The sequence below is a fragment of the Alcanivorax sp. S6407 genome, assembly GCF_023016115.1.
Taxonomy (GTDB): domain Bacteria; phylum Pseudomonadota; class Gammaproteobacteria; order Pseudomonadales; family Alcanivoracaceae; genus Alcanivorax.
The window spans coordinates 13650-34238 of the sequence record NZ_JALKBH010000009.1; the positions used below are offsets into that span (position 1 = coordinate 13650).

Genomic DNA, 20589 nt, shown 5'->3' on the forward strand with positions numbered 1-20589 from the left:
ACCTAAAAAAAGCCGCTCATTGAGCGGCCTTTTTTTGGCAGTTGCAGGATCAGCTACTGAAGCGGAACGCCTCGCCATCCAGATCCACGCTGATCACATCGCCCTGACCAAACTCGCCCTTGAGGAGAGCCTGAGCCAGCGGATTCTCCAGCTGCTGCTGAATCGCCCGCTTCAGGGGACGAGCACCGTAGACCGGATCGAAGCCCGCATCCACCAGTTTGCCCAGCGCCGCATCGCTGATATCCAGACGAATATCCCGCTCAGCCAGACGCTTGCGAAGGTAATCCAGCTGGATGGACGCAATGCCCTTGAGCTGATCTTTCTCCAGCGGATGGAACACCACCGTCTCATCCACACGGTTGATGAATTCCGGACGGAAGTGGTTGCCCACGACCTCCATCACGGCGGACTTCATGGCCTCGTAGTCACCCTCGCCAGCCAGCGTCTGGATCAGATCCGACCCCAGGTTGGACGTCATCACCACCACTGTGTTGCGGAAATCCACAGTGCGTCCCTGTCCATCGGTGAGGCGGCCATCATCAAGCACCTGCAGCAGGATGTTGAACACATCCGGGTGCGCCTTTTCCACCTCGTCCAGCAGCACCACCGAATAGGGCTTGCGGCGCACGGCTTCGGTCAGATAGCCGCCTTCCTCGTACCCCACATAGCCGGGAGGTGCACCCACCAACCGGGCCACGGAGTGCTTCTCCATGAACTCCGACATGTCGATGCGCACCATGGCCTCTTCGGTGTCGAACAGGAAATTGGCCAGCGCCTTGCACAGCTCGGTCTTGCCCACCCCGGTGGGGCCGAGGAACAGGAAGCTGCCGTTGGGGCGATCTGGATCAGACAGCCCGGCACGGGAACGGCGCACCGCATTGGCCACCGCCTCTACTGCCTCATTCTGACCGACAACCCGCTGGTGCAACGCCTCTTCCATGCGCAGCAGTTTTTCCTTTTCGCCTTCCAGCATTTTCGAAACCGGAATGCCGGTCCACTTGGAGACCACTTCGGCAATTTCTTCCTCGGTCACCTTGTTACGCAGCAACTGGGTTTCCGCCTGGGCCTGCTCTTCCTGATCCTGCGCTTGCTGGACCTTCTTTTCCAACTCGGGAATCAGGCCATACTGCAGTTCAGACATCTTGTTCAGGTCACCAGCGCGACGAGCCTGTTCCATTTCCACACGCGCCTGTTCCAGCTCGGCCTTGTACTCGGCAGCGCCCTGCAAAGCGGCTTTTTCCGCCTGCCAGATTTCATCCAGATCGGCGTATTCTTTTTCCAGCTCGCTGATATCTTCTTCCAGCTTGTCGAGGCGCTTGCGGCTGGCTTCATCCTCTTCCTTGCGCAGCGCTTCGCGCTCCATCTTCAACTGAATCAGACGTCGATCAAGACGGTCCATTTCTTCCGGCATGGAATCGATTTCCATACGGATACGGCTACCCGCCTCATCGATCAGGTCGATGGCTTTATCCGGCAGCTGGCGATCGGTGATGTAGCGATGACTCAGACGGGCCGCTTCCACAATGGCGCTATCGGTGATGTCCACACCATGATGCACTTCGTAACGCTCTTTCAGGCCACGCAGGATGGCGATGGTATCCTCCACGGAAGGCTCATCCACCAGCACTTTCTGGAAGCGGCGTTCCAGCGCGGCATCCTTTTCGATGTACTGGCGATATTCATCCAGCGTGGTGGCACCCACACAATGCAGCTCACCGCGGGCCAGCGCCGGCTTGAGCATGTTGCCGGCATCCATGGCGCCGTCGCCTTTACCGGCGCCCACCATGGTATGCAACTCGTCGATAAACAGGATGATGCGGCCTTCCTGCTTGGCCAGCTCATTAAGAACGGCCTTGAGGCGCTCCTCGAATTCACCGCGGTATTTGGCGCCGGCGATCAGCGCCGCCATATCCAGTGACAGCACCTGCTTGTCCTTGAGACCCTCAGGGACTTCACCGTTGACGATACGCTGGGCAAGACCCTCCACGATGGCAGTCTTGCCCACACCGGGCTCACCGATCAGCACTGGATTGTTCTTGGTCCGACGCTGCAACACCTGAATGGTGCGGCGAATTTCATCGTCACGGCCAATCACCGGATCCAGCTTGCCGGATTCAGCCCGCTCGGTGAGGTTGACGGTGTACTTGTCCAGCGCCTCGCGCTTGTCTTCCGCATTGGGATCGGTCACCGCTTCGCCTCCTCGCACCTCGGCAATTTTTTCCGCCAGCACCTTTTTGGTAACACCGGCATTCTTGAGAATCTTGCCCAACTCACCGCTGTCATCACAGGCGGCCAGCAGCACCACTTCCGACGACAGATACTGGTCGCCATTCTGCTGCGCTTCACGGTCGGCAAGATTGAGCAGACGCCCCGTGCCCTGCCCCATGGTCACATCGCCATTGAAATTGCTTACCGTGGGCAGCTTGTCCACAGCCATGTTCAGGGCGGTAATCACATCGGCAGGATTGGCGCCGGTTTTCTCGATCAACGGCCGGGCCACGCCGCCCTGCTGCTGCATCAGCGCCAGCATCAGGTGGACCGGTTCAATGGTGCTGTTGCCCTGCCCTACAGCCAGGGATTGCGCGTCAGAAAGGGCTTCCTGCAAACGCGCGGTCAGTTTGTCCATTCGCATCTCTTGGCTCTCCTTTGTCCGGGGTTGATCCAGCCGGACACTCCCTGACGGCAAGCGACCGCTGATCACCGGAAATCAATCAACTGGACCTAAGATGGGTCCGATTGGGCCAAACTCAAGGGCAATTAATAGTTAATAGTGAACAGTTAACAATTGCGCGAGATCAATTATCAGGTCATTAAACGCAGAAGGCCGCGCCCAAACCATGGACGCGGCCTCCAGATCCTCAAAACAGACCGACTCCGATCGCGAGCTGTTCACTGTTAACTATTCACTGTTCACTGCTCTCATCCAGCCAGATCAACGACGCAAACCGCCCCGTCTCGCCTTCCTTGCGGTAGGAATAGAAGCGTTCCAGGTCACAGGCGGTGCACAGCTCGCCGCCCTGTACATCGTCGACGCCGAGGCTGGCCAGTTCGGTCATGGCGGCGTGAGCCACGGAGAAGCGCCAGTGGTGGGGTGTGGCATCCTGGCTGAAAGCGGTTTTGAAGGCAGGATTCGTATCCACGAAGGCGCGATAGACTTCATCACCAACCTGATAGCATTTGCCACAGATCGCCGGCCCCAGCCAGGCGCTGACGGGTTCGCCGTTGGGGGCAATCCTGTTCACTCCCTCGGCAATAATCCCCGCCTGAAGCCCCCGCCAACCGGCATGGACCGCCGCGACCGCGGAACCATCCTGCCTGGCCAGCAGTACCGGAAGACAATCGGCAGTCAGCACCACACAGGGCCAGCGCTGCTGATCGGTCCAGACACCATCGGCTTCATTATCCGCATCATCGGCGCGAATCACCCGCTTGCCATGCACTTGCCACAACCAGGCGGCAGGATGATCGGCCTGCAGCAGCTTTTCCACATGATGACGCGCCTGCTCCACCCGAGCCGGTTGGTCGCCACAGTTCAGCCCCAGATTGAAACCATCCCAGGGTTTCGGGGAATGACTGCCGGCACGGGTGGTCACTGCCACCCTTACGGCCGGGTGAGGATGCCAGTCAGGCCAGAGCCAGTCTGAGCGATCAGGTAACGTCATGGGAGCCGCCTTCAAGGTGCCTCGGGCACGGTGGGTATCACTCGGTGGCCGCGTCGTCTTCCAGCACCTTGATCAGGTCCTGCATGTCGTCGGGCAACGGCGCTTCGAATTCACAATATTCTCCACTGGCCGGGTGAATCAAGCCCAGTTTGCGGGCGTGCAGAGCCTGGCGGGGGAAGCGTCGCAGGGCCTGTCGGAGCTCCTCGGTCGCTCCAGCCGGGAACTTGAGTCGACCGCCATAGAGCGGGTCACCCACTAACGGATAGTTACGGTAAGCCATGTGTACGCGGATCTGGTGGGTACGGCCGGTTTCCAGTTTCACCTGAATGCGGGTGTGGGCGCGATAGCGGTCCATGACACGATAGTGAGTGACCGCTTCCTTACCGCCTTCCTTCAGCACCGCCTGCTTTTTGCGATCCACGGGATGGCGACCAATCGGTGCATCCACCTTGCCTCCACCGGTCATGACGCCCACCGCGATAGCTTCGTACTGGCGAAACAGGCTCTTGTCCTGTAGCTGGGCAACCAGACTGGTATGCGCCTCAAGAGAGCGGGCTACCACCATCAGACCGGTGGTGTCCCGGTCCAACCGGTGTACGATGCCCGCCCGGGGCAGGCTGTTAAGCCGCTCATCATGATGCAACAAGCCGTTCAGGAGCGTGCCGTCCGCATGACCGGCCGCCGGATGGACCACCAGGCCGGTGGGCTTGTTGATGACAATCAGGTCGTCATCTTCATAAACTACATCCAGCGCAATAGCCTGGGCCTGATCTTCAATCTCCGGCTCGATCACCACTTCAAGACTGAGGGATTCGTTGCCGGTGAGCTTGTCCTTGGGTTTGGCCTTCTTGCCGTTGACGGTCAGCACACCGTCCTTGATCCAGCTCTGCAGACGGGATCGGGAAAATCCGTCAAACAGCTCAGCGGCAGCCTGATCCACGCGCTGCCCGGCCTGTTCCGGCTGTACCTGCTCGGTACGTTGAATTTTCTCGCCACCAAGATGTCCCATAACCCAACCTGTGTTTAAATGTCGCACGACTTAATGAACCCGCTATTGTAACCCGTCCGACGAGGAAAGAATGCCACGCTTTTTCTGGCCACTACTGGCCCTGATGCTGTTTGCTGGCTGCGCCAGCAACAAGGATGCCCCGGAACTTACCGAAGCGGCCCAGTATCGGGAAGCCCGGGAGTCAATTGACTCCAGGAACTACCTTACGGCCATTGATGAGCTCAAGGAGCTTGAGGTCCGCTTTCCTTACGGCGATTTCGCGGAGCAGTCTGGCCTTGATCTGATCTACGCCTACTACATGTCGGTGGATTACCCGGCCACCGTGGTCGCGGCCCAGCGGTTCATGCGCAATTACCCTGCCCATCCTCGTACTGACTATGCCCTCTATATGCGTGGCCTGGCCAACTTCAACATGGAAAAAGGGCTGTTCGACAACATGGTCAGCTCTGACCGCTCCGCCCGGGACATGGATGCCGCCAAGGACGCCTTCCGGGACTTCGAGCGTCTGGTGACCCGCTACCCGGACAGTGAATACGCCCCGGATGCCCGCGCACGCATGGTACACATTCGCAACCAGCTGGCCCGCCAGGAGCTGCATGTGGCGCGCTACTATGCCCGCCGTGGCGCCATCGTCGCCTCGGTGAATCGCGCCCAGTATGTGGTCAAACACTACCAGCAAACACCTGCCGTGGAAGAAGCGCTGGCGATCATGGTGAAAAGCTACGAGCGCCTGGAATACCCGGAACTGGCCGAGAAAAGCCGCGCGATCCTGGCCCTGAACTACCCGGAAAGCCAATATCTGGACAAGGAACAACAGGTCGACCTGGCATGGTGGCCGGATGAGGACAACGGCATCCTCAGCCTGCTGACATTCGACCTGCTGTAGAGCGCCTGACGCTGGACGCCTGATGCCAGACGCTAAAAAGCCCGCTTTCGCGGGCTTTTTTATTTTACTTCGTCAGGCATCCGGCCTCTGGCATCCAGCGTTCAATCAATCCCCTGGCCGCCAGCCGTTGGTGATCGGGTAGCGACGGTCTTTACCGAAGGCGCGGCGACTAACGCGGGGGCCTACGGCGGCCTGACGGCGTTTGTACTCGTTACGGTCGGTGAGTTTCACCACACGATAAACATTGTCCCGATCGAAGCCATCGCGAATCACCGCCTCGGCACTCATGTCCTGCTCCACGTAGCGCTGCAGAATGGCATCCAGTTCGTCGTAATCCGGCAGGGAATCGGTATCCACCTGATCCGGTGCCAGCTCCGCAGAGGGCGGGCGGGTAATCACCCGTTCCGGAATGATTTCACTGCCCGCCTGCTGATTGCGCCATCTGCACAACCGGAACACCATGGTCTTGAACACATCCTTGAGCACGGAGAAGCCGCCGGCCATATCCCCGTAGAGGGTCGCATAGCCTACCGCCATCTCACTCTTGTTGCCGGTGGTCAGCACCACCGAGCCGCTCTTGTTGGAGAGCGCCATGAGAATCACTCCACGGCAGCGCGCCTGAAGATTTTCTTCAGTCGTATCTTTTGGCAACCCGGCAAAGGCTTCATCCAGAATGCCCATAAAACCGTTAAAGGCAGGCTCGATGGGCATGACATGATATTTCACCCGCAAGGTACGGGCCTGCTTTTCCGCATCCTCGAGGCTCATGGCCGAGGTATAGCGGAACGGCATCATGACCGCTTCCACTCGATCAGGCCCCAGCGCGTCCACCGCTACGGCCAGGGTCAGGGCAGAATCGATCCCGCCGGACAGCCCCAGCAAGGCCCCCTTGAAGCCGTTCTTGTTCACATAATCCCGGGTGGCGAGTACCAGCGCCTGATAAAGGCTCTGCTCCAACTCGGGCACTGGCAGCACTTCGCCCACCGGGTCACAACTGCCTCCCTGACACTGAAGATCTACCGGCACCAGGGCCTCGTTGAAGCTGGCTCCCTGAATACATTTTTCGCCACGGGAATCACACGCGAAGGAGGCGCCATCAAACACCAGTTCATCCTGCCCGCCCACCAGATTGCAGTAGAGGATGGACATGCCGGTTTCGCGACTGCGCGCCTGTACCTGCTCCAGCCGCTCGGCCACCTTGTTGGCCCGGAACGGCGAGGCATTCAGACTCAGGACGATCTGGGCGCCGGCTTCCTGAAGCTGGCGAGTCGGCTCGCTGTGCCAGATGTCCTCGCAAATGCTCAGGCCAAAGGTCCAGCCGTCCAGCTCGAAGGTACAGGACTGATCGCCAGCCTGAAAATAGCGCTTCTCGTCGAACACCCGGTAGTTGGGCAGACACTGCTTGAAATACTCATGACGAGGCCGGGCTTCACCGGGGAAGATGACCCCCGCGGCGTTGCGGCGTAGTCCGTTTCGAACCGCCGGGTAGCCCAGCACCACCGGCAGGGTAATCGCTTCGGCAATGGTGGCCAGCGCGTCATCCACCCGGCTGTTGAGACTGGGGCGCAACAACAGATCTTCAGGGGGGTAGCCGGTGAGCATCAATTCCGGAAAGACCACCAGGTCAGCACCTAGCAGACGGCGGGCCTCATCGGCAGCCTGAATCACCTTTTGTGCGTTGCCTTCAATGTCGCCCACCAGCGCGTTCTGCTGGGCCATGATAATTCGCATCTTCACCGGCCTTTCATGAAATGAGCGCTGATTGTACTCTTTAGTCCGCGATCCATGAATGCATCAGGATGCACAAAACAAGGAGAAAAGGATGGGGCTGATACGACTGCTGGTCATTGCAGCACTGATTTATATTGTCTGGCGAGTGGTCAAGAACCTGCTAGCTTCGCCCCGACAAGCCAATAATCCTCCGACAACCGGCCAGCAACAGCAACTGATGCGCAAATGCGCCCAGTGTGGGGTGCATGTACCGGATCACGAAGCGTTCAGCCACAACGGCCAGCATTTCTGCAGCATGGAGCATCAACGCCTCTATCTGGAGCACCATGATCAGTAACCAGGGCTGGACGCCAGCCCGCATCTATAATGTCTACCGCATTGCCATTGCCTGCGCGCTGCTGTTTCTGCATTTTGCCCCCGACAACCCACTGATAGGCAAACACTCCCCTGATCTTTTCCAGGCCACGCTGTTTGCCTATCTCGGCCTGATTCTGGCTTCTACCACACTGGATTTCCGCCGGCACCAACGGGCGTTTCCGGGCTGGGCCCAGCCCACCGCCCTGATCACCGACCTGATCATGCTGACTCTGGTGGTGCATGCCCAGGGCGGCCTGGAAGGGGGGCTCGCAGTATTGTTACTGGTCACCGTGGCCGCGGGCAACATTCTGTTGCGGGGACGGCTGGGGTTTCTGATCGCCGCCCTGGCCACCCTGTCGGCCATGTTCGAGCAATTCTATTTTTCCATTCAGGAACAGTTTGATTCCCCTTTCCTGCTAACGGAATCCGGATTACTGGGCATCGCCTTCTTCATGGTGTCGCTGATCATTCAACAAGTCGCCCAAAAGCTGGAACAGAGCGAACAGATTGCCCGTCGACAGCGGGTCGCCATCGAGCGACTGGAAGCCCTGAACCAGCAGATTGTCCAGCGTATGCGTACCGGAGTGATGGTGTTCGATGAACAGCAACGCATCCTGATGTCCAACCATTCCGCCAACAATCTGTTCGACTCGCCCATGCTCGGCAAGCAGCTTCCGCAAGGCCTGATCAGCCGGTTTGAGCGTTGGCAGGACAACCCCATGCTGCCACTGGCCACCCTGCGGGTGTCCGAACAAAGCCCGGTGCTGAGTCCGCGCTTTGCCAGTCTCGACACCGGCCACGAGCACCTGACCCTGCTGTTTCTGGAAGACACCTCCCGGGTGGCCCAGGAAGCTCAGCAACTCAACCTGTCCTCGCTGGGGCGGTTGTCCGCCACCCTGGCCCACGAAATCCGCAACCCGCTCAGCGCCATCAACCATGCCACGGATCTGTTGCTGGACGGTGAGCCCAGCGAGGAAGACCAGCACCTGCTGTCCATCATCCGCAACCATGTCACACGGGTAAACGGCATCATCCACGATGTGCTTGACCTGTCCCGGCGCGGCAAGGGTAATGCCGAGCGTTTCGTGCTGGCTCCGGTGCTGCAATCCATTCACGATGACTGGAATCTGAAAAGCGACGGGGCTCCCGTAGAACTGAGCTGTGGCAATGAGGTGGAAGTACGCTTTGATACCAACCAGCTGAGACAGGTGCTGGATAACCTGATCTCCAACGCCCTGAAACATGGTGGTGATGGCACCCGTGTCACCCTCAGCTGCGGCACCCATGACCGCACCGGCCTGCCCTGGTTACGGATTCGCGACAACGGCACCGGCATCAGCGAAGAAGCCGCCCGCCACCTGTTCGAGCCGTTCTACACCACCGCCTCGGATGGCAATGGCCTGGGGCTGTATCTGTGCCGTGAGCTATGCCAGGCCAACCAGGCCAGCCTGGACCTGGAAGACACCGGGACAGGCGCCAGCTTTGTGATAACCTTTGCCCACCCGCACCGACAATTTCAATAACAGAGTTCGACTATGAGTGCAGACACCCCCCACGTACTGGTTGTGGATGACGAAGCCGATCTTCGCGAGCTGCTGGTCATTACCCTTGGGCGCATGAAGCTCAAGGCCACCGCTGCGGAATCCCTGGGGGCCGCCAAGGATAAACTGAATAATGGACACTTCGACCTTTGCCTCACCGACATGAATCTCGGCGATGGCACCGGTCTGGAGCTGCTGCAGCACATTTCACAACACCGCCCGGACATGCCCACCGCCGTCATTACCGCCTACGGCAACATGGAAACCGCGACGGATGCCATGAAGCTGGGCGCCTATGATTTCATTTCCAAACCCGTTGCACTGGATCGCCTGCGCCAGCTGATCGAGGACGGCCTGGGCATTAGCCATGTGGAAGAACACCAGGAAGAAGAAAACAATCTGATCGGTGAAGCGCCTGCCATGCAGGCTCTCAAGAGCCAGGTCAAGAAACTGTCGCGCAGCCAGGCACCCATCTATATCAGTGGCGAATCCGGCAGCGGCAAGGAGCGCATTGCGCGACTGATCCACACTCTCGGCCCTCGTCGTGACAAGCCATTCGTAGCCGTAAACTGCGGCGCGATTCCTTCAGAGTTGATGGAAAGTGAATTCTTCGGGCATCGCAAAGGCGCCTTCACCGGCGCGGTGGAAGACCGCAAAGGTCTGTTCCGCGAGGCGGATGGCGGCACCCTGTTTCTGGATGAAGTGGCGGATCTGCCACTACACATGCAGGTCAAACTGCTGCGCGCCATTCAGGAAAAAAGTGTCCGCCCGGTGGGTGAGGCCCGGGAATTCCAGGTCAACCTGCGTATTCTTTGTGCCACTCACAAGGATCTGGCCAGAGAGATGAACGAAGGGCGCTTTCGCCAGGATTTATTCTACCGCCTGAACGTCATCGAGGCCCACGTGCCACCGCTGCGCGAACGCAAGGAAGATATTCCTGCCCTGGTGGATCATATCCTCAAACGCCTGAGTCAGGCCTGGGACACCAGCGCACCCCGCGTCAGCGATCAGGCCATGGCGGCCATACGTGATTACCCCTTTCCCGGCAATGTCCGGGAGCTGGAAAACACCCTGGAAAGGGCCATGACCCTGTGCGAAGGCGCCGTGATCGAAACGGAAAACCTGCATCTTCAAGGACAGTCTCAACCCGGGTCAACAAGCTCAGAAGGCGTCAGTACGGGCAGCGTGCCCGAGCGAGACAGCACACAGCCGCTGGAAGATTTTCTGCAGGATATTGAGCGACAGGAAATCCTCAAAGCCCTGGAGGCCACTCACTGGAACCGGACAGCCGCCGCCAAGAAGCTTGGCATGACTTTCCGCTCATTACGTTACCGGCTGAAAAAACTGGAGCTGGACCGGGAAGACGACGACGGTGAATGATCAAGGCGCCCCATAGGGCGCCGGATCAAACTCCAACGCCTCACCACACATCCACTGCACCATCAAACGCGCGCTGGCCGGAGCGGCAACCAGGCCATTACGGAAGTGGCCGGTGTTCACCCATAACCGGCGTGACTCATCGACTGGAAAGATAAAAGGCACATCGCGGATATTTCCCGGCCGTAACCCCGCCCAGATCGCCAGCGGAGTTAGCCCTGAAATCTCGGGCCTCAATGCTCTGGCCCTTTCACAAAGTTGCTCATAGCCCTGTCGGGTAGGCAGTGAACAGTCAAAATCCGCTTCCAGGGTTGAGCCAAACAGGCATAGTCCGTCACCGCGCGGAATAAAATAACCGGCATCACTCAGCCACACCGTATCAGGGCAGTGTTTACCCAGATCCCACAACAACATCTGCCCCTTTACCGCAGACACCGGCAAGTCACATCCCCAGGGAGCGAGCAGTTGCGACGACCACGCCCCCGTTGCAACAACAACCTGATCAAAGCACGACGCGTCATTTCCTGCCTCAATGTCGAGGCGCAAGCCTTCACTTGCATCACCAACACGCTCGACCCTTTCAGCCACAAAGCGAACACCTTGGGCCTGCAGGTATTCCCGTAAACGCGCCAACAGCCTGGGGTTTCGCACCGAGCCCAAAGCAGGAAAGAACCAGCCATCCGGATGCTGCTCAACCTGCATGTCGTGGCGGCGACACCAGTCCAGCACCTCTTCACTCTCCTCGGTCACCGTCAACAGCCCCTGAGGCAACACCCCGAAATCCACATTCAGTTCAGCGGCCAGTGCCTGATAGTCATGCATGGCATGCCGGGTCAGCCGAGTCAGGGCATCAGAATACCGCCAGGGAAACAGCGGAGACAGAATGCCGCCCCCCGCCCAGGAGGCAGGATTGCGGGCCGGTTCATCATGAAATACGGTCACCTGCCGCCCCCGGCGCAACAGCTCCAGTGCGGACAGCAAACCTATGGCTCCCGCTCCAATCACTGCTACATCGGCTACATGCTCTGTCATAACTGCCCTACATTGTCTTGCGATAATCACTTACGCCGTCCCCGGCCAGCGCTGCCTATGCTGACTTGTCGATAGCCAACAGGCAGAAAAGATGAAATTACAGGCCGGCACTACCCTGCTGGAAGCCCTGATCGCACTGGTCATTATGGGAACCTTATTAAGCATTTCCCTGCCCCCCATGCAACGCATGGTCACTAGCCAGCGCCTCGCCGCCGCGGCCAATGATACACTGGCAGTGCTGCTTCAGGCGCGCAGCAGCAGCCTGGTGCGAGGCGACATCGTGATCTGCATCAAGAACAGCGGCTGTGAAGGGGACGCCCCGGGACCGGGCCTGCAGGCCTTTCACGACAGCAACAAGAACCTTAAGCGGGATAGCGGCGAGACCATTGTCGCGGAAACCGGCAACGCAAAACAAATTCAGTGGCAATGGAAAAGCTTTCGGGGGAAACCCTGGTTCCGCTATCAGGCCAGCGGCAAGGGCTACTACCAGAATGGCAGCTTCTACGTCTGCCTGAAAGGGCATGGAAGACGTGTGGTGATGAACTGGGCTGGTAGACCGAGGATTGAGAAGGATGTGCCGGAAGGCAGCTGCCCTGCCAACAACTCTGGAGGTTAGCAAGGCAGAATTATGGCAGATGTCAGAGCATGGTTATTTCTTGCTCCAGGACGGTCCACTACCAAGAGTGCAACCGCCCTTGCCATAGCAAGTGGTGCCATCCTGATCAATTTTGAAAGAAGCTTCCCCGGCAACTGGCGTGCCTGAATTAGGTGTCACTTCGGCGACATAGGTCTGGTTGTTATTAGCCAGCGTCAGGGAAACAGAATAATTCTTGTTACTGGCGAGCGGCGTTCTCAAGTCCGCTAACGAAGCGGTATATTCGAAGTTTTGCGCCCGCCACCTCTCCTGGGCTGCTGCTAGATCCATCAACTCACCCTGCACCTGAGACTCTGTCGCTGATTGCACATAGCGCGTGTAGGATGGAAACGCCACGGCAGCAAGAATCCCGATGATCATCACTGCAATCAACAATTCAATGAGGGTAAACCCTCTTTCGGTCTGAGACATATCAACCCCCGTAAAAGGCGCCCTCTCGGGCGCCTGTGGACTATTAAGGCGTTTGCTGGTTCGGGTTTTCTTTCTGAATAACAGCGTCAGCGTCTTCATCACTATTCACTTCGTACCAGCGGGTCTTTTTCAGGCCACACCCCTTCAGGAAGCCGCCGGAACGAACCGAGGTACCGATAAGAATCGCAACCTGGGATTCACTTGAACAGGCACTATCGAGCCCATTCTCATCCGGAGTAGTGCCATCATCACCCCCCTCATCGTCACCGCCATCACCCGGATCTTCACCACCAATCAAAATCTGCGGCTCCGGTGCCAAACCGAGGGACACGGACTCTTCATAGCGACCACTAATGTTGGGGTCAGAAGAAGCCGGCGAACCATCAGTCACACTAATGGAATACAGGCGAGAACGACCCTGAATCGGAGCACAGTCAGAGCGTGTACTCAGATCGGTAGGCACATAGGTACTCAGGTAGGCAACACCATTGAGAATGGCGGCTGCACCCAACACTTTCTCGCCGTCTGTCTTGTCCAGATCAATACGCCAGCCTTTGCCGGTCAGATCGCTGGCGCTGGGAGACAGATTGTTTGTCAGATCCACGAGGTCGGCTGTTTTCACCGTGCCTGAAGAAGCATAGGGCGCCTTTTGGGCTTTAAAGATGTCACGATCTTCGATCATGAAGATGCGATCCTGGGTGGCATTGGTTTCCAGCGGATGGGCCCGATAACCAGAGCCGATCAGGATCTGCAGGAACGGGTTGTCAGAGCTGTCATAGGCCAGCGCCGCTGAGACAGAGGCATGGAAGCGACGATGACTGCTATAGCCTGAGGTTTCCGCGTACCCCAGGGACGCCACAGTTTCCACTCGACGAACCAGGCTGCCCGTTCCGGCATTTTCCATATTCAGATCGACGCGGAAAATCTGGCCGCCCAGATCCGAGGCATACAGCGCATCGATAAAGCCGTCCACGTTCAGGTCCACCGCAGACACATCGGAAGGAATGCTCCACTTCATGTCGCTGACAGTGGTGTGACTTGAGGCGCCACTGTTGCTGGAAGCATTCGAGGCACTCCAGATCAGCTTGCCGTTGGTAGCGTTCACCATATAGATGGCATTGCCATAATCATCGCCGGTAGAGGTCTTGCCTGCGGTATCGTGATTATCCGCATCGTAGCCACCACCAAAGATCAGTACCGGCACGGCATCACCATTGATCTTGATCTGCGCCAGTGTCGGACTGGACCAGGTCTGGCCAAGATCATCAAACCCGGATGTCTTGCCACCCTGAATCCGCCACAGCAAACGCGGATCAGCGCTTGAGCCCGCCTTGGTGGCATCAAGGGCAAACATGTTACGTCCACCACGACGCTGACCACCGAACAGGTACACATTCACATTGGAACCATCCACGCGGCGCCAAGGGGTCCAGGTGCCATCCAGGCCATAGGTAGAGCGCAGGTAATCCATCGGCAGTAGCTTGCCGTTCCTGACGCGGTCACCGGTTTTGGCCAGTTCGCTGGGCGGGATGAAGGAGAATCGCTCACTGCCATCATCTGCATCCACTGCATGAAGAATGCCGTCATTGGTTCCCGCAAAGATCACGTTATCCTGGGTGCCGGCACTCACATCAACAGCATAGGTCACCAGTCGTGGCTCACTGTGCAGCGGATCCCCCCAGGAGTAATTCAGGAAGGTATAAGCATCGTCCACATTCGCGGCATCGATTCCCATCTGGGCTGCCGTCGGCTTGTTGCTGTCGTCCATCAAAGTCAGCTTTTCACCGGCACCAAAAGTAGTGCTGGTGATGGAACCGGAAGGATCCAGACTGCTTTCCGTACCGGTGAAGTAGTAGAGCTTGCGGGTGGTGCTGTCATTGTCGATCTCACCACGGGCGCCACCCATTACCGCCAGGTTACCGTCAGTTGAGTCAGACCAGAAACTTCTGGACTCTTCCTTGAAGAAACCGGTGGAATCATCAATGGCCACCGCACCATTGGCATCCACGATCTGCGGACCGGCATTGGTAAATTTCAGGCGATAACGCTTCAGGTTCCCTTTCCACTGGGTCAGGAAGTCAGGTTTGAACACGGAGTAATAGAGCTGATCCAGATGCTGGAAGCGGTTCAGCTGGTTCACCGCCACACCCGGTGCGGCAAGGGAAGCGTTTTCCACGGTAATGCGGTCAATAATTTCGGAAAAGGCGTCTTCTACCTCATCCACATTTTCAGCCGACACGAAAATGCCACCGGACGCTTCCGTCACCTTGGAATAACCAGCGGTTTCCTTGTCTGTCAGCTGGAAGCCGACAATGTGGGTTACCACCGGCACACGGTCAGCAGGATCAGAAGGGTTGGCTAGCCACTTGGCGTAGTTGGCCGAGCACGTAAACACGCCCTCAGCACCGGTGGGGCAATCACCATCCCCACCACCAATTGCCTTGTCTGTTGCCGAGGAGATGAAGCCCTGCCCATCCTTGCCATCATTGGGCGCCTTGCCAGCCATCATGATGATGTGGCTGCGAGAACACTGGTCTGCTGCGCTGGGCGGCAAACGGTAGCTGGAATACTTGGCGTCGAAAATATCCTCCGCATAGGTATCCGCCGGTTCAGATCCTGCGTTGTTCTTATAGTAATCGGCACCGGTCATGGGGACATGGCCACGCATGTAGGAGCCCATATCCATCAAGCTGGTCACGGTATTGGAATTACCACCGCCACCGGCATCTGCCAGCAGGGAGACCTGCTGCTTCAGGGCGCCCCGGGAAGAAGGAAGAAAACTGGCGGTTGATGCCGCCAGGGCATCGAAAGTCATGTAGGAGCCACTGGCGACACCATCATCCATACCCCCCAGCCGCACATCGAATGTGCCCGGCGAGGAGCTGGACAGCACGAAGCCAACACTGTAACCCGGCGCCCAGTCAGCCGACGCCAGTAGCTTGTTGATCATATCGGTCACATCGACTTCGAAGTAACCCTCCTGCCCATCAGACAACGCATACTCTGCAGAAAGGCCCAGCTTGCCCTGGGAAGAAATACTGTTGGCCGTATCAAATGGCTGGGCATCGCCGTCAATGGCCTCAATGATTATCTTGCCGCTACCGGACACTTCTGTCGCGTTGATGAACAACTTGGCATTACTGACGATATCGTCTTTTTGCAGGCCAAATTGTGGCATTCGCAAGCCCGCGATATAAGAGCCGGAAGAAACGGCTTCCTGACTGCCCGAGTTGCCGTTGCCATTGCCGTTACCTTTTTTATTCGAGGTCGAAACGGTTTTCAGGTTAGCCACATCCCCCACAAGGAGCGGACGGTCGTTGAACAGCGTGCCATCGGCAATCAACTCGATGGCATCATTTTCGGAATCAGTCGGATCCCGGTGCTCTCCGCCCATACAGGCATAAGTATCATTGCCAGTAAGACCGGCGCCTACCGACATGGTTTTCGGATCCCACTCCACATGCAGGGAAGGTGACTTGATGGTTGTCACCCCATCGGGCATCAGCTGGCCGCTTGCTTCGGAAGCATAATACGTAAAGGTGGAATCGGATTTGAGGAAGCCCAGCCCGATCGGTTCATTGCCACACCAGACCGCCCGGCTGACCATGTCCTGCATTACCGGGGTCAGAGGGATGCGGATGGTGTTGGCGTCCACCTTTTCCACCTTGGTATCCCAGTCTGCGCCGGTATTGTAATTGCGGTTATCCGGGCCTGTAACCTTGCTGATTACGGACTCCGCCCAGCCACCGGAAAACAGGTCATTTGCGGCAGAAAAGGGTTCAGCCAAGTCCACATCATCATGCAGCAGACTGATTTGCGCCCCACTCACCGGGAATGAGGAATGGAGCTCGATATAGGCATTGGTGATGGTGGCATGTCGTGGTATGGCGATAGGATTAAAGACAAAGCCATGGCGGGTACTGGCATCGCCCCCCACCACTTTCACTTCGGCATCATCCAGCACAATGGCATCGGCACTACTGGCCTGATAGGCATCCCCGTCACCACTCATGGCAAGGCTGGTTAGCTGCGTTCCCGCACTGCCCAACAGGGGGAGTACTGGATAGGCCACATAGGAGCCTACTGGCTGGCCACCTGCGTAATAACGGGACAAGCCCATGTTGGTGCTGGAAGCAGTCCGGTCGATCACTCGATTCAGGGCTCCGGCGATGTCCTCGATCACTGTCCCGGTATTACTGGCACCGGCAGTATCAATCATCATCATGATGTTGTTACTGCTGTTGGCAGGAATCCCCTGCAGATAGACCTCGGTATCATCCGCATGCAATGCGGGCACACTGAGAAATATGGCTGCGCCAAGGCCGATGTAAGAGCTGATGCGTTTCATGCTGTTCATTGTTGCCTCCCCACCCCGCAATTAGAAATTGCCGCTTATGTATAGCCCCTTGCGGGAGAATTCCTGGACGTTATGACTTTCCACTTGAAGGTCCTGCATTTCGCCCTTGGCCACTGACACAAAGTCATACCAGACTACGGTAGTGCCGCCAGACCCCGTCTGTGTGATGGAGTTGCCGGCAATATTTCGAATCGTATCTTTCACTACGGTTTGCGAAGATGCCTTGAGCAGATCACGGGTATCCATGTAGTCACCGTCTGCACAGGCTCCGGATTTATACGGATCCGCAGTGGTCACACAACGCAGCTGCACCTCGAAAACCCCTTCCGCAAAACGCTTGTTCATGGCACGCAGGATGACGTTATTCTCGCCGCCCTCGTCCGCATCCAGCGCTTCCTCATAGACCGATTGCAACGCAGATTCCCCCGCCTGGAAGGTCATGGTGTTGACCTGGGCTCCGGTTGAAATCCTCGCGTTGAACATGGACATGCGCATGGCTGAAACGCCAAGAATGGAAATAATGATCAGCAGAATCAGCGCAATAAACAGCGCCACACCCCGCTGCCGCCTGAACGTCTGTAAGTAAACTCGAGATCTCATCACACCGAATCCCATCTGTAGTTACGCAGTTTGATCGTCCGCACAAACAGGCGGCGCACCGCCTGGGTATCCAGAGGCGCAGCGCCACCAGCCAGCACCTTGTCCAGAACCGTAAAACCTCTTGGCGTTCCGGCTTGCTCATTACTGTCCTGTGCAGCCCTCACCAATAAACCAATGCGCACGCTTACCACTTGATCCGTGACCGCCACCTGGTTGGCGCGCAAATAACGACCGGCAAACGGGATACCATCTTCAGCCCCCGCCCCGGCAACCATTTCCCGGTCTACGCCGTATAGCACCTGGAAGCTGCTTACGTTACTGACCAGAGTCACACTGGTAGCGTCGGCATCGACTGCACCGTTGCTATCCTGATCGATCAAGCCGGTACAGATCAGATTCCCATTGACCACCGAATAGCGGTTCTCGATCAGGGTGTCATCCCCTGCCCCGGTGTAGGTATCGCCCTGGCAATCGGTAGTGCCAAAGAAGCGAAAACGCAGCTGGTCATTGGCCATTGCTCCGGCACCACCTTCAAAGGCTGCCGCGGCTATCAGTCCACCGGATTCCGTTCCGTCTGGCCGGGTCAAGCCCGCCATCCGCAGCTCCCGAGAGAGTATTTCCACGGCAAATCGCCCGGTTTCCTGCACTTCACTCATATTCTGTTGCAGCTGGAAGGAGCGCTGATTAGTCAAAAACAATTGCGTCGCGGCACCGATAATGATTGTGCCAAGCAACAACGCGACCATCAGTTCGACAAGGCTGAAACCTCTCTGTTTGATATTCATAGCCTCACCTCCAGTACCACACAATCAACGCCGGAGGCGGCTCCGCCCGCATCCTGGCAGTTATCCAGGGACTCTCCCCCCCAAGCAACGAGAACACATTGGGAGGTGCCGGTGGCGCAATCTTCCACACCAACAACACCCTGAGAAAGCAGGTCATTGGCATACCAGGTCAACTGGGCAATATCCCAGGCCGCAATCTGGGCGGCGGTGCAATTCTGGCCAAGACAGGTTTGTGGGAGATTCGCTGCCGCAGCCCCACCCCAATTCCCCTCTGTCTCATAAACGGCCGATGCACCGGGATTGGCCATCATTCGCTCCACCGCATCCTGTGCCACTGCCATGGCCTGAGAACGCATATAGGTTTCATCGGTGGAATCCAGAGCACGAAGCTGCAGGCCTGCATAGCCCAGCACCCCCACGCTCAGCACCAGCAAGGCCACCAGCACCTCCATCATGCCCATACCGGACTGATGCCCCCGCATCGATTCTCGCTTCATGATTAATTGCACCCGTTAAATTCCGTATTGGTAAGCAGCCCTGTGCGGCTGACCGCAATCTGACGCCCTGCGACAACGCCTTGCGAATGGCAGACCTGGAATGTCAGCGCAGCCGGGGTTCGCCCCTGGATATCAAACGACAAGGTCGTTGCGCCTCCCGCCTCAGTAGCGGTGGCATTTTCACAGGGCTCGAAGTTCTTGGTTTCGGCCACTCCCGGATACGTCAAGGACCAGCCTCCGCTCCCCCACTCATTCCCGGAAGATGAAGTATTAGTTGCTGACATCGTGGCGCCACGACGCAGATTCACAGCATCCGCTCTCGCGGTATTCAAAGCGGTAACGAGGTCCATGGTGCAGGAGCGAACCGCTGAACCTGCCGCCATTCGCTGAAATGCAGGCGCAGCAATAGCAGCCATTACCCCAAGAATAATGACCCCCACAATCAGCTCGATAAGCGAAAAACCTCGTTGTTTTTTATTTATGCTCTTCATGGAGACATGCCAGCCCAATATGTGTGTCTTAACTCTAGCAAGCCGACCAGTGGCATCAACGCAGGAGTGATAAACGGGCAGCCAGTGGCACCAGACGGTATAAGCTGCTGAAATGTAATGACTTTTGGTACTTTCGGGTGTGAGGACGCTCACACTATCGTCGTAGACTGGCGCAATTTTCTTCCTATACGAAAGTATTGGTCCGAAAACTGCACTCTTGGCGGTAGCAAAACGGGGACAGGCGTTACGGACGCAACGCCTTGGGCATGGAAAAACGAATATTCTCTTCGCGGCCGGGCACCTCTTCAGCTTCCTGGCCACCATAGGACTTCAGCGTGGCAATCACCTGCTGCACCAACTCTTCCGGGGCACTGGCGCCGGCGGTGACGCCCACCACTTTTTTGCTTTCCAGCCAGGCCTTGTCGATCTGGCCAGGCTCATCCAGCAGGTAAGATTCGGTGCCACAGCGCTCGGCCAGCTCACGCAGACGGTTGGAGTTGGAGCTGTTCACCGACCCAACCACCAGCACCAGATCACACTCAAGGGCCAGCTGGCGCACCGCGTCCTGGCGGTTGGTGGTGGCGTAGCAGATATCCTCGCGCTTGGGGCCATGAATCTCCGGGAAGCGCTGGCGCAGGGCATCGATGACCTTGGCAGTATCGTCCACACTGAGGGTGGTCTGGGTAACGAAGGCCAGTTTGGACGGGTCGCGAACCTCAAGAGCAGCCACATCCACCTCATCTTCCACCAGATAGATATCGCCGCCATGGGACTTGTCATACTGCCCCATGGTGCCTTCCACCTCGGGATGGCCTTCGTGGCCGATCAGGATGCTTTCGCGGCCCTCGCGGGCATAGCGGATCACTTCCATATGCACCTTGGTCACCAGTGGACAGGTGGCATCGAAGACCTTCAGCTGGCGCCGCTCGGCCTCCTGCTGTACCGCCTTGGAGACGCCATGCGCACTGAAGATGACGATGGCGTCGTCTGGCACTTCGTCCAGTTCTTCCACGAACACCGCGCCACGCTGGCGCAGGTCGTCCACCACGAAACGGTTATGCACCACTTCATGACGCACATGGATGGGCGGGCCGAACACTTCCAGGGCCCGGTTGACGATGTCGATGGCACGATCCACCCCGGCACAGAAGCCGCGGGGGTTGGCGAGACGAATCTGCATAAGGCAATTAATAATTAA

Annotated in this window: 17 protein-coding genes; 5 read left to right on the forward strand and 12 right to left on the reverse strand. The window is 57.7% G+C overall.

All coding sequences use genetic code 11. The features are described from left to right. Nucleotides 1-49: 49 nt before the first annotated feature. The 3 genes from clpB to rluD all read right to left on the reverse strand — a co-directional run bounded on the left by clpB (nucleotide 50) and on the right by rluD (nucleotide 4671). Nucleotides 50-2632: an ATP-dependent chaperone ClpB gene (gene clpB, locus MWU49_RS15940; RefSeq protein WP_246974225.1), complete on the reverse strand. Its 2583-nt coding sequence runs from the start codon at nucleotides 2630-2632 to the stop codon at nucleotides 50-52. 271 nt (nucleotides 2633-2903) lie between these two features. Continuing rightward, entirely contained in the window at nucleotides 2904-3662 is a 759-nt protein-coding gene (gene pgeF, locus MWU49_RS15945) for a peptidoglycan editing factor PgeF (RefSeq protein ID WP_246974227.1), read from the reverse strand. A 37-nt stretch (nucleotides 3663-3699) separates the two neighbouring features. Then, nucleotides 3700-4671 (reverse strand): 23S rRNA pseudouridine(1911/1915/1917) synthase RluD, encoded by a 972-nt coding sequence (gene rluD / locus MWU49_RS15950; RefSeq protein ID WP_246974228.1) that lies wholly within the window; start codon nucleotides 4669-4671, stop codon nucleotides 3700-3702. A 70-nt stretch (nucleotides 4672-4741) separates the two neighbouring features. Between rluD and MWU49_RS15955 the strand changes: the two genes are divergently transcribed. Next, on the forward strand, nucleotides 4742-5557 hold the full coding sequence (locus MWU49_RS15955; protein WP_246974232.1) for an outer membrane protein assembly factor BamD: 816 nt from the start codon (nucleotides 4742-4744) through the stop codon (nucleotides 5555-5557). A gap of 105 nt (nucleotides 5558-5662) precedes the next feature. Here the strand turns inward: MWU49_RS15955 and MWU49_RS15960 are convergent, their stop codons facing one another. Beyond that, nucleotides 5663-7288 carry an NAD+ synthase gene (locus tag MWU49_RS15960; protein WP_246974411.1) on the reverse strand — a complete coding sequence of 542 codons (1626 nt, stop codon included), beginning with the start codon at nucleotides 7286-7288 and terminating at the stop codon, nucleotides 5663-5665. Between the two features lie 91 nt (nucleotides 7289-7379). On the opposite strand from MWU49_RS15960, the gene MWU49_RS15965 reads away from it, so the two are divergent. The 3 genes from MWU49_RS15965 to MWU49_RS15975 are packed head-to-tail and all read left to right on the forward strand — an operon-like array spanning nucleotide 7380 to nucleotide 10566. Then, the gene (locus tag MWU49_RS15965; protein WP_246974236.1) at nucleotides 7380-7625 is read left to right on the forward strand and encodes a PP0621 family protein; all 246 of its coding nucleotides are present in this window, start codon (nucleotides 7380-7382) and stop codon (nucleotides 7623-7625) included. Further along, nucleotides 7615-9168 carry a HAMP domain-containing sensor histidine kinase gene (locus MWU49_RS15970; protein ID WP_246974239.1) on the forward strand — a complete coding sequence of 518 codons (1554 nt, stop codon included), beginning with the start codon at nucleotides 7615-7617 and terminating at the stop codon, nucleotides 9166-9168. The genes MWU49_RS15965 and MWU49_RS15970 overlap by 11 nt, the downstream gene beginning before the upstream one ends. A 12-nt stretch (nucleotides 9169-9180) precedes the next feature. Continuing rightward, nucleotides 9181-10566, forward strand: a complete 1386-nt coding sequence (locus MWU49_RS15975) for a sigma-54 dependent transcriptional regulator (protein ID WP_246974241.1) — start codon at nucleotides 9181-9183, stop codon at nucleotides 10564-10566. On the opposite strand, the gene MWU49_RS15980 is transcribed toward MWU49_RS15975, so the two are convergent. After that, on the reverse strand, nucleotides 10567-11595 hold the full coding sequence (locus MWU49_RS15980) for an FAD-dependent oxidoreductase (protein ID WP_246974243.1): 1029 nt from the start codon (nucleotides 11593-11595) through the stop codon (nucleotides 10567-10569). A gap of 91 nt (nucleotides 11596-11686) precedes the next feature. Between MWU49_RS15980 and MWU49_RS15985 the strand changes: the two genes are divergently transcribed. Beyond that, the gene (locus MWU49_RS15985; protein WP_246974246.1) at nucleotides 11687-12211 is read left to right on the forward strand and encodes a GspH/FimT family pseudopilin; all 525 of its coding nucleotides are present in this window, start codon (nucleotides 11687-11689) and stop codon (nucleotides 12209-12211) included. Between the two features lie 33 nt (nucleotides 12212-12244). On the opposite strand, the gene MWU49_RS15990 is transcribed toward MWU49_RS15985, so the two are convergent. The 7 genes from MWU49_RS15990 to ispH all read right to left on the reverse strand — a co-directional run bounded on the left by MWU49_RS15990 (nucleotide 12245) and on the right by ispH (nucleotide 20571). After that, entirely contained in the window at nucleotides 12245-12661 is a 417-nt protein-coding gene (locus MWU49_RS15990; RefSeq protein WP_281502359.1) for a type IV pilin protein, read from the reverse strand. A 43-nt stretch (nucleotides 12662-12704) separates the two neighbouring features. Continuing rightward, nucleotides 12705-17018 (reverse strand): PilC/PilY family type IV pilus protein, encoded by a 4314-nt coding sequence (locus tag MWU49_RS16000; RefSeq protein ID WP_246974250.1) that lies wholly within the window; start codon nucleotides 17016-17018, stop codon nucleotides 12705-12707. Between the two features lie 21 nt (nucleotides 17019-17039). Next, nucleotides 17040-17573, reverse strand: coding sequence for a PilX N-terminal domain-containing pilus assembly protein (locus tag MWU49_RS16005; protein ID WP_246974254.1), 534 nt, complete (start codon nucleotides 17571-17573; stop codon nucleotides 17040-17042). Nucleotides 17574-17617: 44 nt separating this feature from the next. Next, nucleotides 17618-18403, reverse strand: a complete 786-nt coding sequence (locus MWU49_RS16010; protein WP_246974257.1) for a PilW family protein — start codon at nucleotides 18401-18403, stop codon at nucleotides 17618-17620. Next, nucleotides 18400-18900: a type IV pilus modification protein PilV gene (pilV, locus tag MWU49_RS16015; protein ID WP_246974259.1), complete on the reverse strand. Its 501-nt coding sequence runs from the start codon at nucleotides 18898-18900 to the stop codon at nucleotides 18400-18402. Before pilV ends, MWU49_RS16010 begins: the two co-directional genes overlap by 4 nt. A gap of 2 nt (nucleotides 18901-18902) precedes the next feature. Beyond that, a complete protein-coding gene (locus tag MWU49_RS16020) occupies nucleotides 18903-19391 on the reverse strand; it encodes a GspH/FimT family pseudopilin (protein WP_246974261.1) in 489 nt (162 codons plus the stop codon). Nucleotides 19392-19635: 244 nt separating this feature from the next. Continuing rightward, nucleotides 19636-20571, reverse strand: a complete 936-nt coding sequence (ispH, locus tag MWU49_RS16025; RefSeq protein ID WP_246974263.1) for a 4-hydroxy-3-methylbut-2-enyl diphosphate reductase — start codon at nucleotides 20569-20571, stop codon at nucleotides 19636-19638. Nucleotides 20572-20589 lie beyond the last annotated feature (18 nt).

What these genes read in the sequence shown, in the direction of transcription:
- clpB (WP_246974225.1), bottom strand. Translation starts at nt 2,632, where the DNA reads ATGCGAATGGACAAACTGACCGCGCGTTTGCAGGAAGCCCTTTCTGAC.
- MWU49_RS15990 (WP_281502359.1), bottom strand. Translation starts at nt 12,661, where the DNA reads ATGTCTCAGACCGAAAGAGGGTTTACCCTCATTGAATTGTTGATTGCA.
- MWU49_RS16000 (WP_246974250.1), bottom strand. Translation starts at nt 17,018, where the DNA reads ATGAACAGCATGAAACGCATCAGCTCTTACATCGGCCTTGGCGCAGCC.
- MWU49_RS15965 (WP_246974236.1), top strand. Translation starts at nt 7,380, where the DNA reads ATGGGGCTGATACGACTGCTGGTCATTGCAGCACTGATTTATATTGTC.
- rluD (WP_246974228.1), bottom strand. Translation starts at nt 4,671, where the DNA reads ATGGGACATCTTGGTGGCGAGAAAATTCAACGTACCGAGCAGGTACAG.
- MWU49_RS16020 (WP_246974261.1), bottom strand. Translation starts at nt 19,391, where the DNA reads ATGAAGAGCATAAATAAAAAACAACGAGGTTTTTCGCTTATCGAGCTG.
- MWU49_RS15960 (WP_246974411.1), bottom strand. Translation starts at nt 7,288, where the DNA reads ATGCGAATTATCATGGCCCAGCAGAACGCGCTGGTGGGCGACATTGAA.
- MWU49_RS15985 (WP_246974246.1), top strand. Translation starts at nt 11,687, where the DNA reads ATGAAATTACAGGCCGGCACTACCCTGCTGGAAGCCCTGATCGCACTG.
- MWU49_RS15970 (WP_246974239.1), top strand. Translation starts at nt 7,615, where the DNA reads ATGATCAGTAACCAGGGCTGGACGCCAGCCCGCATCTATAATGTCTAC.
- pgeF (WP_246974227.1), bottom strand. Translation starts at nt 3,662, where the DNA reads ATGACGTTACCTGATCGCTCAGACTGGCTCTGGCCTGACTGGCATCCT.
- MWU49_RS15955 (WP_246974232.1), top strand. Translation starts at nt 4,742, where the DNA reads ATGCCACGCTTTTTCTGGCCACTACTGGCCCTGATGCTGTTTGCTGGC.
- MWU49_RS16010 (WP_246974257.1), bottom strand. Translation starts at nt 18,403, where the DNA reads ATGAATATCAAACAGAGAGGTTTCAGCCTTGTCGAACTGATGGTCGCG.
- ispH (WP_246974263.1), bottom strand. Translation starts at nt 20,571, where the DNA reads ATGCAGATTCGTCTCGCCAACCCCCGCGGCTTCTGTGCCGGGGTGGAT.
- pilV (WP_246974259.1), bottom strand. Translation starts at nt 18,900, where the DNA reads ATGAAGCGAGAATCGATGCGGGGGCATCAGTCCGGTATGGGCATGATG.
- MWU49_RS15975 (WP_246974241.1), top strand. Translation starts at nt 9,181, where the DNA reads ATGAGTGCAGACACCCCCCACGTACTGGTTGTGGATGACGAAGCCGAT.
- MWU49_RS15980 (WP_246974243.1), bottom strand. Translation starts at nt 11,595, where the DNA reads ATGACAGAGCATGTAGCCGATGTAGCAGTGATTGGAGCGGGAGCCATA.